This window comes from Streptomyces cyaneofuscatus, from assembly GCF_042718795.1.
GTDB lineage: Bacteria > Actinomycetota > Actinomycetes > Streptomycetales > Streptomycetaceae > Streptomyces > Streptomyces cyaneofuscatus_A.
In genome coordinates, this window is sequence record NZ_JBHXOX010000006.1 from 18,272 (window position 1) to 30,759 (window position 12,488).

8 protein-coding genes are annotated in these 12,488 nt (G+C 72.1%); all 8 read right to left on the reverse strand.

Features of this window, described 5'->3' with window-relative positions; translation table 11 throughout:
• Positions 1-54 precede the first annotated feature (54 nt).
• The 8 genes from ACFWRT_RS07745 to ligA all read right to left on the reverse strand — a co-directional run bounded on the left by ACFWRT_RS07745 (position 55) and on the right by ligA (position 12,460).
• Positions 55-2,166, reverse strand: coding sequence for a phosphocholine-specific phospholipase C (locus ACFWRT_RS07745; protein ID WP_380950944.1), 2,112 nt, complete (start codon positions 2,164-2,166; stop codon positions 55-57).
• Between the two features lie 124 nt (positions 2,167-2,290).
• Positions 2,291-3,574 (reverse strand): arsenic transporter, encoded by a 1,284-nt coding sequence (locus ACFWRT_RS07750; protein WP_380950945.1) that lies wholly within the window; start codon positions 3,572-3,574, stop codon positions 2,291-2,293.
• A 191-nt stretch (positions 3,575-3,765) separates the two neighbouring features.
• Positions 3,766-5,274 (reverse strand): Asp-tRNA(Asn)/Glu-tRNA(Gln) amidotransferase subunit GatB, encoded by a 1,509-nt coding sequence (gatB, locus tag ACFWRT_RS07755; RefSeq protein ID WP_380950947.1) that lies wholly within the window; start codon positions 5,272-5,274, stop codon positions 3,766-3,768.
• Between the two features lie 17 nt (positions 5,275-5,291).
• Positions 5,292-5,525 carry a hypothetical protein gene (locus ACFWRT_RS07760; protein WP_380951000.1) on the reverse strand — a complete coding sequence of 78 codons (234 nt, stop codon included), beginning with the start codon at positions 5,523-5,525 and terminating at the stop codon, positions 5,292-5,294.
• Positions 5,526-5,530: 5 nt separating this feature from the next.
• Positions 5,531-7,033, reverse strand: a complete 1,503-nt coding sequence (gene gatA, locus ACFWRT_RS07765; RefSeq protein WP_380950948.1) for an Asp-tRNA(Asn)/Glu-tRNA(Gln) amidotransferase subunit GatA — start codon at positions 7,031-7,033, stop codon at positions 5,531-5,533.
• A gap of 5 nt (positions 7,034-7,038) precedes the next feature.
• Positions 7,039-7,335: an Asp-tRNA(Asn)/Glu-tRNA(Gln) amidotransferase subunit GatC gene (gene gatC, locus ACFWRT_RS07770; RefSeq protein ID WP_003966094.1), complete on the reverse strand. Its 297-nt coding sequence runs from the start codon at positions 7,333-7,335 to the stop codon at positions 7,039-7,041.
• A 288-nt stretch (positions 7,336-7,623) separates the two neighbouring features.
• Positions 7,624-9,771, reverse strand: coding sequence for a putative bifunctional diguanylate cyclase/phosphodiesterase (locus ACFWRT_RS07775; protein ID WP_380950949.1), 2,148 nt, complete (start codon positions 9,769-9,771; stop codon positions 7,624-7,626).
• A gap of 391 nt (positions 9,772-10,162) precedes the next feature.
• Positions 10,163-12,460, reverse strand: a complete 2,298-nt coding sequence (gene ligA / locus ACFWRT_RS07780) for an NAD-dependent DNA ligase LigA (RefSeq protein WP_380950950.1) — start codon at positions 12,458-12,460, stop codon at positions 10,163-10,165.
• Positions 12,461-12,488 lie beyond the last annotated feature (28 nt).

Below are 12,488 nucleotides of genomic sequence, written 5' to 3' on the forward strand. Positions count from 1 at the left end.
CCCTCCCTACACAGGAAACCCTCCGCACATAGGAAACCCTCCGCCGGATGCCGCTCAGCCGGACACGCTCGCCCGGCCGTTCTCGATGTGCCCCATGAGCCGCCGCCGGAAGCCGTCCTCCCCGTCGGCCGTGACGGCGAGGTCGTACCAGCCGTGCGCGTCGGCGGCGGAGTGCACGACCGTACGGTGCCGGCCCGGCTTGACGGTGACGCGGCGGACCCAGTCGTGCAGGTCGTCCTCGTCGACGTAGCCGAGCGGCCGGACCAGGAAGGTCAGCGGGCGGCGGCCGGTGTTGCGCAGGGTGAGGTGCACGTCGCGGTCGCGGGTGTCGATGCGGGTGGCGACCTCGGCGCCGCCCTGGACCGGCCCGGCGAACTCGCGCCGGAAGCCGTTCGGCCCGGTGACCGTGAAGCGGTACGCCTCCCCCGCCGGCGGGACGGTCCAGTGCCCGGCGCCCCGGACGTCCTTATGCTGCGGGGCCGCGAACTCACCGGCGTACGGATAGAGCGTGAAGTGCGCCGAGGACCGGCCGCTGTTGCTCAGCTCCACCCGCAGCGCGCCGCCGGCCCCCCGCCTGACCTGCGCGTCCGGCTGGTACGGCAGCGGGCGCGCCGGGCGTACGCCGGGCTCCTGCTCGGGGAGGTGCTGGACAGAAGGGGGCTTCGGCTGCCAGCGGCCGCTGAGCGGCGGGATCGCCCCGGGCACCTGGACGGCAGGCTGCCGCCGGGCCCGCGTGAAGTCGAAGGCGGAGGTGAGGTCGCCGGTGACGCGGCGCCGCCAGTCGCCGATGTTGGGCTCCTTCACGCCGGTCCAGCGCTCCAGGAATTGGATCACCGAGGTGTGGTCGAAGACCTCGGAGCAGACGTACCCGCCGACGGTCCACGGCGAGACGACGAGCAGCGGCACCCGGATGCCGAGCCCGGTCGGGCGGCCCTCCCACTGCTCCTCGGTGACCTCGGGCGGGGCGACGGGCGGCGGTACGTGGTCGAAGAAGCCGTCGTTCTCGTCGTAGTTGATCAGGACGGCGGTGTGCCGCCAGACGTCCGGGTGCTTGCCGAGCGCGTCCAGGATCTTGTAGACGATGGTGGCGCTGTGTACCGGCGATGAGGTGCTCGGGTGCTCGGAGTCGATGGCCGAGGGCACCAGGTAGGAGACCTCCGGGAGCGTCCCGGCCGCGACGTCCTGGGCGAACGCGTCGGCGAGCGTCCCGGTCGGAACCCGGCGCAGCCCGCGCTCGAACAGGCTCCGCTCCTGCTTGGTGAGCGTCGCGACGCCCTCCTCCAGCAGCCCGAGCAGCCGGGTGCGCTCGGCCTCGGAGGCGCCGCGCACCTTGGCGTAGAACGCCTCCATGTACGTGTGGCCGCCGGTCTTGGCGAGCGCCTTACGGGCGATGGCCTTGAAGGTGGCGTAGAACTCGATCTGGTTGTCGGTGAAGTTCTCCCACTCCGTGTACGTCCGCCAGCTCCGCCCCGCCTGCTCCAGCCGCTCGGCGTAGGTGGACCAGTCGTAGCCGGGGTGGCTGCCCTCGCTGTACGCGTCGTTGCCGACGGCCCGCTTCCCGTTCGCCTCGTAGCCGGTCTTGCCGCTCCAGAGGTGGTTGCGGTTGGGGCTGGTGGAGGTGTGGATCGAGGAGTGGTAGGCGTCGCAGACGGTGAAGGTGTCGGCCAGCTCGTAGTGGAGCGGGATGTCCCGGCGGTCGTAGTACGCCATGGTCGCCGCGGTCTTCGCGCTGATCCAGCCGTTCATCCAGCCGCCGCCCCAGGCCTTCGCCCCGCCGTTCCAGGAGTGGTCGAGGGCGCCGATGTACTGGAGATCCTTCTTCTGCTCCTCGGCCGCCCCGCGCACCGGGAACGGCAGGACGGTGGTGCCCGAGGGGCCGGGCTGCTCGAAGACGGTCCCGCCGGTGGGCAGCTCGACGGCGTTGCGGTCGCCGAAGCCGCGTACGCCGCGCAGGGAGCCGAAGTAGTGGTCGAAGGAACGGTTCTCCTGCATGAGGATCACCACATGCTTGATGGCTCCGAGCCCTCCGCCCCCGGACCCCGCATGGGCGGGCTGCGCGGCGATGGCTGCCTGGAGCGACGGCGGCAGGAACGATCCGGCCGCAGCGGCGCCGAGCGCGCCCCCGCCGAGGGCGAAGAGCCGCCGCCGTGACATGTCCGTGGTCAAAAGAGCCTCCCGTGCATCGGTGGTTACAGCCGGGAAGCTAGTCAGGTCAGGTGGCGTCGGGAAGGACTGCGTACGGCCCGGTGGTGAACGTCCAAGAGGTCGGACCATAAGTCCAACCGGCGGCCTATGCCCCGATGAGGTGCAGCGCCCCCCAGAGCGCGAGCGTGGAGGCGAGCAGCGTCGCCGGTACGGTCGCGAGTCCCAGCCGGGTGAAGTGGCCGAGCTCGGGGGCGTCCCCGTGGGCGTGCAGGATGCGGCGCCAGAGGAGGGTGGCGAGCGATCCGACGTACGTGAGGTTGGGGCCGATGTTCACGCCGATCAGGGCGGCCAGCAGCGGTCCGGGTCCGGCCGCCGCGACGATCGGGAGGAGGGCCAGGATCGCGGGCAGGTTGTTGATCAGGTTGGCCAGCAGCGCCGCGACCACGGCGACGCCGAGCAGCGCGGGGAGCGTGTCGCCGTCGGGGAGGAGGGCGGCGATCCCGTCGCCGAGGCCGTTGTCGACGACCGCCTTGACGACGACGCCGAGCGCGAGGACGAAGAGGCAGAACAGCGGGTTGGCCGAGCGGACGACGGCGAGCGCCGTGGTCTCCCGCTTGACGAGGGCCCGTACGGCCAGCACGGCCGCTCCCGCGAGCGCCGCCCACAGCGGCTCGGCGCCCTCGAACGAGGTGACGACGAACCCGGCCAGGGTCAGCGCCAGCACGACGAGCGTGAAGACGGGTACGGGCGTGCGCTCGGCCTCCGGGTCCGGCGCGTGTGCCCCGGCGGCCAGGTCGGCCCGGAAAGCCCGGCGGAACACCACGTACTCCACGGCGATCGCGGCGAGCCACGGCAGCGCCATCAGCGCGGCGAACCGGGTGAAGGAGAGGCCGCTCGCGGTGAACGCCAGGAGGTTGGTCAGGTTGGAGACGGGGAGCAGGAGGGAGGCGGAGTTGGCGAGGTGCGCGCAGGCGTAGACGTACGGGCGTGGCCGCGCGCCGACCCGGGCCGCCGTGGCGAGGACGACCGGGGTGAGCAGGACCACGGTGGCGTCCAGGCTGAGGACGGCGGTGATGAGCGAGGCGACGACGAAGACCCCGCCGAGCAGCGGCCGGGTCTGCCCCCGGCAGGCGCGGGCCACCAGATCCCCGGCGGCCCGGAAGAGCCCTTCGTCGGCGCAGAGCTGGGCCAGCACGAGGATCGCCGCGAGGAACCCGACGACGGGGAGCAGCTCGCCGACCTGCTCCCGGGCCTCGGGCCAGGACACCGCGCCGACGGCCACCACGATGACGGCGGCGGGCACGGCGACGGTCGCCTCCGGCAGGCCCCGGGGGCGGACGACGGCGAAGGCGAGGACGCCCAGGAGGAGGGCGAAGGAGACGAGCTCGGCGGTGACGGTGTTCAGGGGGCTCTCCGAGCGGGGGTTCACGGCTGAGGGGACGGTGCCCCGGTGACGTACGGAGCACGGCGGAAGGGGCGACGCGCCTGCGGTGACGTACGCAGGACGGCCGAAGGGACTGTGCCCCCGCGACGGCGCACGGAACACGGCCGAAGGGGCGGCGCGCCCGCGCGTAGGTGAGTACGTGCGGGTGCACCGCCCCTTCGGGGACGATTCTGTGATCAGCCCTCGACGCCCAGCTTCTCCAGGATCAGCTCGCGCACGCGCGCCGCGTCCGCCTGGCCGCGGGTGGCCTTCATGACCGCGCCGACGAGCGCGCCCGCCGCCGCGACCTTGCCGCCGCGGATCTTGTCCGCGATGGCCGCGTTGCCCGCGATGGCCTCGTCCACGGCCGTGGACAGCGCGCCCTCGTCCGAGACGACCTTCAGGCCGCGCTTCTCGACGACGGTGTCCGGGTCGCCCTCGCCCGCGAGGACGCCCTCGATGACCTGGCGGGCCAGCTTGTCGTTGAGGTCGCCCTTGGCCACGAGCGCGGCCACCCGGGCGACCTGCGCTGGGGTGATCGGCAGCTCGTCCAGACCGCGGCCGGTCTCGTTGGCGTTACGGGCCAGCTCGCCCATCCACCACTTGCGGGCCTGGTCCGCCGGGGCGCCCGCCTCGATCGTGGCGACGATCAGCTCGACCGCGCCCGCGTTGAGGATGGACTGCATGTCGTGGTCGTTGACACCCCACTCCTCCTTGAGCCGCGCCCGGCGCAGCCGGGGCAGCTCGGGGAGGCCCTTGCGCAGCTCCTCGACCCAGTCGCGCGCGGGCGCGACGGGGACCAGGTCCGGCTCGGGGAAGTAGCGGTAGTCCTCGGCGTTGTCCTTGATGCGGCCGGCCGTGGTGGAGCCGTCCTCCTCGTGGAAGTGCCGGGTCTCCTGCACGATGGTGCCGCCCGAGGACAGCACGGCGGCGTGCCGCTGGATCTCGAAGCGCGCGGCCCGCTCGACGGAGCGCAGCGAGTTCACGTTCTTCGTCTCGGAGCGGGTGCCGAACTTCTCGGTGCCGTTGGGCCGCAGCGACAGGTTGACGTCGCAGCGCATCTGGCCCATCTCCATGCGCGCCTCGGAGACCCCGAGCGCCTTGATCAGCTCGCGCAGCTCGGCGACGTACGCCTTGGCGACCTCGGGCGCACGCGCCCCGGCTCCCTCGATCGGCTTGGTGACGATCTCGATGAGCGGGATACCGGCCCGGTTGTAGTCGAGCAGGGAGTGGGACGCGCCGTGGATACGGCCGGTGGCGCCGCCGACGTGCGTCGACTTGCCGGTGTCCTCCTCCATGTGGGCGCGCTCGATCTGCACCCGGAAGATCTCCCCGTCCTCCAGTTGGACGTCCAGATAGCCGTCGAAGGCGATCGGCTCGTCGTACTGGGAGGTCTGGAAGTTCTTCGGCATGTCCGGATAGAAGTAGTTCTTCCGGGCGAAGCGGCACCACTCGGCGATCTCGCAGTTGAGCGCGAGGCCGATCTTGATGGCCGACTCCACGCCGATCTCGTTGACGACCGGCAGCGCGCCGGGCAGTCCGAGGCAGACCGGGCAGGTCTGGGAGTTGGCGTCCTGCTTCAGCTCCGTGGAGCAGCCGCAGAACATCTTCGTCTTCGTGCCGAGCTCGACATGGACTTCGAGGCCCATGACGGGGTCGTAGGACGCGAGCGCGTCCTCGTACGACACCAGGTCAGTGACAGTCACGGTGAAACTTTTCCCTCTCAGCCCAGCAGGACGTCGTCGTCGCCGAGACGCTTCAGTTCGCGATAGAGGATCGCGAGTCCGGTGACGATGGCGGCCGCGGAGACGGCCGCGTCGACGAGACGCAGCACGTCGTTGTCGGTGCGGGCGAGCTTCGCCTGCTTGGCGACGCTGATCGCGCCGAACGCGGTACTGCCGAGCGCGACGTACAGCCCGGTCTTGGACTTCTTGAAGTTCTTGGCCTTCTTTGCCATGGCACTCACAGCGACGGAGCCTCCTCAAGCAGCGGGTGCCCCCACTTTTCCACGAACGCGGCCTCGACGGCGGATCCGACCTTGTAGAGCCGGTCGTCCTTCATGGCGGGGGCGATGATCTGCAGTCCGACCGGCAGCCCGTCCTCCGGGGCCAGGCCGCAGGGAAGCGACATGGCGGAGTTGCCGGCCAGGTTGGTCGGGATGGTGCACAGGTCCGCGAGGTACATCGCCATCGGGTCGTCGGCGCGCTCGCCGATCGGGAAGGCGGTGGTCGGGGTCGTCGGGGAGACGATCACGTCGACCTGCTCGAAGGCCTTCTCGAAGTCCTGGGTGATGAGGGTGCGGACCTTCTGGGCCGAGCCGTAGTACGCGTCGTAGTAGCCGGAGCTCAGCGCGTACGTGCCCAGGATGATGCGGCGCTTCACCTCGTCGCCGAAGCCGGCCTCGCGGGTGAGCGCGGTGACCTCCTCGGCCGACTTCGTGCCGTCGTCGCCGACCCGCAGGCCGTAGCGCATGGCGTCGAAGCGGGCCAGGTTGGAGGAGCACTCGGAGGGCGCGATCAGGTAGTACGCGGAGAGCGCCAGGTCGAAGGACGGGCAGTCCAGCTCGACGATGTCGGCGCCCAGCGACTTCAGCAGCTCGACCGACTCGTCGAAACGCTGGAGGACGCCGGCCTGGTAGCCCTCGCCGCGGAACTGCTTGACGACGCCGACGCGCATGCCCTGGACCGAGCCGTTGCGGGCGGCCTCGACGACCGGCGGGACCGGGGCGTCGATGGAGGTCGAGTCCAGCGGGTCGTGCCCGGCGATGGCCTCGTGGAGCAGCGCCGCGTCCAGGACCGTACGGGCGCAGGGCCCGCCCTGGTCGAGGGAGGACGAGAAGGCGACCATGCCGTAGCGGGAGACGCCGCCGTAGGTGGGCTTGACGCCGACCGTGCCGGTGACGGCTGCGGGCTGGCGGATGGAGCCGCCGGTGTCCGTGCCGATGGCGAGCGGGGCCTCGTAGGAGGCGAGGGCGGCGGAGGAGCCGCCGCCGGAGCCGCCGGGGATGCGGGTGAGGTCCCACGGGTTGCCGGTGGGGCCGTAGGCGCTGTTCTCGGTGGAGGACCCCATGGCGAACTCGTCCATGTTGGTCTTGCCGAGGATGACGACGTCGGCGGCGCGCAGCTTCCGCGTCAGCGTGGCGTCGTACGGCGGGACCCAGCCCTCGAGGATCTTGGAACCGACGGTGGTCGGCATGTCCTTGGTGGTGAAGATGTCCTTCAGCGCGAGCGGGACGCCGGCCAGCGGGCCGAGCTTCTCGCCCGCCTCACGCTTGGCGTCCACGGCACGGGCCTGGGCGAGGGCGCCCTCGCGGTCGATGTGCAGGAAGGCGTGGACCTTCTCGTCGACCGCGTCGATCCGTGCCAGGTGCGCCTCGGTGACCTCGACGGCCGTGAGCTCGCCGGAGGCGATCTTCGCGGCGATCTCGGCCGCGGTGAGCTTGATGATGGTGCTGTGGTCCGTCATGGCGGTTAGTCCTCCCCCAGGATCTGCGGCACCTTGAAACGCTGCTGCTCCTGGGCCGGGGCGCCGGAGAGCGCCTGCGCGGGGGTGAGCGACGGACGGACCTCGTCCGCGCGCATGACGTTGGTCAGCGGCAGCGGGTGGGAGGTCGGCGGTACGTCTTGGTCGGCGACCTCGGAGACGCGGGCGACCGCGCCGATGATGTCGTCGAGCTGACCGGCGAAGTGATCGAGCTCTTCGCCCTTCAGCTCCAGACGCGCCAGCCGGGCGAGGTGGGCGACCTCCTCGCGCGTGATGCCAGGCATGCAGCGATCCTCAGGGGTTGGTGTGTGGTTTTGGCTGGGGGTCGGTGGCACATTTCCGCCGTCCGTCCGGAGGACGGGCCGCGCGGCGTATGGTGCGTGCGATCGCAAGGCGCCGGAGCGCCCTCGTGGCGGAGCCACGTGGGCGTTTCGGCAACGCGGCGAGCGTGCGTGCCAGGCGTCGCGCGGCAGGTGGAAATGTGCCACCGACCCCCAATCCTATGGGGTCCCCCGAGGCCGGGTACCCCACCCCGATCGGCCCACCCTTTTTGCCCGGACCGCCGCCGCGCCTCAGGTCGTCGCCGGGCCCGAGACCGTACGTCCCTGGGGGTGCGGCTTGGCCTCCGTCTTGCCGTTCGCCGCGGCCGCCGCCTGGGCCGCCAGCTCCGCGGGGCGGCGCCAGCCGTGCCGGCCGCGGGCCCGGAGCCAGGCCGTCGTCTCCTGGGGCGGCATCGCGGCCGCCACCAGCCAGCCCTGCACCGCGTCGCACCGCAGGTCCCTCAGCCGCTCCCAGGTCTCGTCGTCCTCGACGCCCTCGGCGACGACGACCAGGCCGAGCGAGTGGGCCAGGTCGATCGTGCAGCGGACGATCTCCCCGTCCTCGTGGTCCAGGGCGAGGCGGGCCACGAAGGAGCGGTCGATCTTCAGCTCGCTCACCGGCAGCCGACGCAGGTGGACGAGGGAGGAGTACCCCGTACCGAAGTCGTCCAGGGACATCTTCACGCCGTGCGCGGTCAGCCCGGCCAGGGTGTCGGCGGCCCGCTGCGGGTCCTCCAGCAGCACGTGCTCGGTGATCTCCAACTGGAGCGCCGAGGCCGGGACGCCGTGCCGGGCGAGGCGGGCGGCGACCCCGCCCGCGAAGCCGGGGGTGTGCACGTCGCGCGGGGAGACGTTGACCGCGACCGGCACGAACAGGCCCTGCGCCCGCCACCGGGCGACCTGGGCGAGCGCCGTCTCCAGGACGTACTCCGTGAGGTGCGGCATCAGCCCCGAGGACTCCGCGATGGCGATGAACTCGTCCGGGGGGACCCGGCCGCGCTCGGGGTGCACCCAGCGCACCAGCGCCTCCAGGCCGGCCACCTGCCCGTCGAAGCGGACCTTGGGCTGGTAGTGCAGCTCGACGTCGCCCGCGTCCAGCGCCCGGCGCAGGTCGCCGAGGAGTCCGAGCCGGTCGGGGGTGTTGCTGTCCCGCTTCGACTCGTACACCTCCACGCCCGTACGGTCGCGCTTGGCCTGGTACATCGCGACGTCCGCGCGGCGCAGCAGCCCCTCGGCGTCCAGCGCGTGGTCCGGGTAGACGGCGACCCCGGCACTGGCCTCCAGCACGAGGACAAGACCGTCCAGGTCGAGCGGCGAGGACAGCTCGGCGACCAGGTGGCGGGCGACCCGCTGGGCGCTGGTGGTCGAGTCGGCCTGCGGCAGGAGTACGGCGAACTCGTCGCCGCCGAGCCGGGCCGCCTCGGCGCCCGGCGGCAGGGCGAGGCGGAGGCGTTCCGCTATCTGGAGCAGCAGCCGGTCCCCGGCGAGGTGGCCGAGGGTGTCGTTGACCGCGCGGAAGCGGTCCAGGTCGATCAGGACCAGCGCCGACCGGGTGCCCACGCTCTCGGCGTCCTCCAGGGCCGACCAGGTCCGCTCCAGCAGCCACTGGCGGTTGGGCAGCCCGGTCAGCGGATCGCGCAACTGCTCCTCGGCGCGGGCACGGGCGATCCAGAGCGTGGAGTCCAGGGCGATCAGCGGGACCGCGAAGAGCGGCAGCACGACGGGCATGGACATCGCGACGACGCAGATCAGCGGGGCGAGGCCGAGCAGGGCCACGGCGACGAGCCCCTGGCGCAGCAGGGCGGTGCGGGCGATGGTCGGCAGCCCGCCGTTCTGCGGGGCTCCGGCGTACCACAGCAGGACCCGGGTGACGAGCAGATACGTCGACGCCGTCAGGAGCAGCTCCGGCACGGCGGCGATGCCCCAGTCGAGTGGCAGCCAGGGCCGCTCCACGGTCGGCACCTCGCCGAACGCGGCCAGCACGAGCGCCGCCGCCCCGATGCCGAGGATGTCCACCGCGCCGTGCAGGAGCCCCTGCCACCAGCGGTGTCTGCGGGCGCTCCCGACGAGGACCACGACGACCAGGCTGACCAGGCCCGCGGGCAGCCAGCCGTAGAGCAGCAGCACGGCGAGGGTGAGGGCGGCCCCGGAGCCGGTGCCGCCCCACCAGCGGTCGCGGCCGAGCGCGACCAGGTGGCCGACGATGACCCCGGTGAGCACGGCGATCGACCAGCCCTCGGCGCCGTCCGGGAAGAGGGCTTGGCCGTCTCGCACGGTCCGGTAGAAGCCGGCCGCCAGCAGTAACGCGGCGATCCCGATGACGGCGGCGCCCACGGGCGACGTGAGGCCGACGAAACCTTGCAGCCGCGACACCGGGGCGGCGCTCTCGGTCGGTTTCATTCCGTCCCTCTCACAGCCGGCGGTGCCGAAGTCCCTCGGTGGCCCCCGCTCCCTTGCTCGCACGGCCCCGGACGGGCGGCCGGTGCACGGCAGGCGCTACCCCTCAACAGTAGGCCGCTGAAGGCTTCCAGGGGCAGCGCTCTACAGCTCTTGCCGAAGGCGAACCGACGACCCGTCACCATCTGCTATGCGCCGAACGGGTGACGCCGGTGGGCCGTTCGGGCTCCGGCCGACCCTTCTTCGCCCCTCTGCCCCGTTTCTTCCCCACCCGGGGCGCGCCACGCCGGGGCCGCGTCTCGAAGTCGTCTCGATCCGGCGAACGGAGGGTGTCCGGGAGTGGCGGGCGCGCCGCAGGGGCGGACGGTCCACTCGGGCGCGGATTCCGGGCGGTCTACTCGGGCGCGGGTTCCGGGGCTTCCCCAGCCGCTTTCGGGGAGGCTTCCGCGGCCGCTTCCTGCGCCGCTCCCGGGGCAGCTTCCGGCTCGGCCGCCGCCGGCTCCGGCACCGGCAGGGCCGCCTCCCGGGCGGCGTCGGGGCCCTGTTCGAGGAGGACGGCGAACCCGGCCTCGTCCAGCACCGGGACCTTCAGCTGCATGGCCTTGTCGTACTTGGAGCCGGGGTTGTCGCCGACGACCACGAACGCGGTCTTCTTCGACACCGATCCGGTGACCTTCGCCCCGAGGCTCTGGAGCGCCTCCTTGGCGCCGTCCCGGGTGTAGGCGGTGAGGGTGCCGGTGACGACGACGGTGAGCCCTTCGAGGGGGCGGGGGCCCTGCTCCTCGTCCGAGCCCTCGTCGGCCATGCGGACCCCGGCCTCGCGCCACTTGCGCAGGATCTCGCGGTGCCAGTCCTCGGCGAACCACTGCTTGACGGAGGCGGCGATGATGGGGCCGACGCCGTCCGCGTCGGCCAGCTCCTGCTCGGTGGCCTCGTCGATCCGGTCGATGGAGCGGAACCGACGGGCCAGCTCCTGGGCGGCGACCGGCCCGACGTGCCGGATGGAGAGCCCGGTGAGGACCCGCGCCAGCGGCGCCTCCTTGGCCGCGGCGATGCCCTCCAGCATGGCCACCGCGTTCTTCTTCGCCTCGCCCTGCTTGTTGGCGAAGACCGTCGCGATCTTCTCCTCACCCGTCTTCGGGTCACGCTTGGGCAGCCCGCTGTCCTGGTCGAGGACGTACGCCCGGATCGGCAGCAGCTCCTCGATGGTGAGGTCGAACAGGCCGCTCTCGTCCTTGAGGACCGGCTCGGCGGGCTCCAGGGGCCGGGTCAGGGCCGCGGCGGCCACATAGCCGAAGTGGTCGATGTCCAGGCTCTTGCGCCCGGCGAGGTAGAAGACCCGCTCGCGCAACTGGGCGGGGCAGGTGCGGGCGTTGGGGCAGCGGAGGTCGATGTCGGCCTCCTTCATCGCGCGCAGCTCCGTACCGCACTCGGGGCAGTGCGTCGGCATCTCGAACGCCTTCTCGGTGCCGTCGCGCAGGTCGACGACGGGGCCGAGGATCTCCGGGATGACGTCGCCCGCCTTGCGGATGACCACGGTGTCGCCGATGAGGACGCCCTTGGCCTTGACCACCTCCTGGTTGTGGAGGGTGGCGAACTCGACCTCGGATCCGGCCACTTCGACCGGCTCGACCTGGGCGTACGGCGTGACGCGGCCGGTGCGGCCGACGCCGACGCGGATGTTGACCAGCTTGGTGTTGACCTCTTCGGGGGCGTACTTCCAGGCGATGGCCCAGCGCGGGGCGCGCGAGGTGGAGCCCAGGCGGCCCTGGAGCGGGATCTCGTCGAGCTTGACGACGACCCCGTCGATCTCGTGCTCCACGGAGTGCCGGTGCTCGCCGAAGTAGGCGATGAACTCCCGTACGCCTGCGAGGGAGTCGACGACCTTGTTGTGCCGGGCGGTGGGCAGGCCCCAGGTGTGGAGGAGCTCGTAGGCCTGGGAGAGGCGGTCGAGGGTGAGGCCCTCGTGGGCGCCGATGCCGTGCACCACCATGTGGAGCGGGCGGGTGGCGGTGACCTTGGGGTCCTTCTGGCGCAGCGAACCGGCCGCCGCGTTGCGCGGGTTGGCGAACGGCTTGTCGTCGGCGGCCACCAGCCGGGCGTTCAGCTCCTCGAAGGCCTCCATCGGGAAGAAGACCTCGCCCCGGATCTCGACCAGCGCGGGGATGTCGTCGCCCTGGAGGCGGTGCGGGATCTCCGCGATCGTGCGGACGTTGGGCGTGATGTCCTCGCCGGTGCGGCCGTCGCCCCGGGTCGCCGCCCGGGTGAGGCGGCCGTGCTCGTAGGTGAGGTTGACGGCGAGCCCGTCCACCTTCAGCTCGCACAGGAAGTGGTGGTCGGGCGTGCCGACGTCCTTGGCGACGCGCTCGGCCCAGGCGGCCAGCTCCTCGTCGTCGAAGGCGTTGTCCAGGGAGAGCATCCGCTCGGCGTGCTCGACGGAGGTGAACTCCGTGCGGTAGGGCCCGGCGACCTTCTGGGTCGGGGAGTCCGGGGTGCGGAGCGGGGGGTGCTCCTCCTCCAGGGCCTCCAGCGCACGCATCTGCCGGTCGAAGTCGGCGTCGCTGACGACCGGCTGGTCCTTCACGTAGTAGCGGAAGCGGTGCTCCTCGATCTGCTCCGCCAGCAGCGCGTGCTTCTCCCGCGCATCCGCCGGTACCGAGCTCTCCTGCTCCACCCGCTGTTCCGCCACCATCGTCCCCATCCTCCCGTTGACCCGTCGT

What these genes read in the sequence shown, in the direction of transcription:
- ACFWRT_RS07760 (WP_380951000.1), bottom strand. Translation starts at nt 5,525, where the DNA reads ATGGCAAAGAAGGCCAAGAACTTCAAGAAGTCCAAGACCGGGCTGTAC.
- gatA (WP_380950948.1), bottom strand. Translation starts at nt 7,033, where the DNA reads ATGACGGACCACAGCACCATCATCAAGCTCACCGCGGCCGAGATCGCC.
- gatC (WP_003966094.1), bottom strand. Translation starts at nt 7,335, where the DNA reads ATGCCTGGCATCACGCGCGAGGAGGTCGCCCACCTCGCCCGGCTGGCG.
- ACFWRT_RS07775 (WP_380950949.1), bottom strand. Translation starts at nt 9,771, where the DNA reads ATGAAACCGACCGAGAGCGCCGCCCCGGTGTCGCGGCTGCAAGGTTTC.
- ligA (WP_380950950.1), bottom strand. Translation starts at nt 12,460, where the DNA reads ATGGTGGCGGAACAGCGGGTGGAGCAGGAGAGCTCGGTACCGGCGGAT.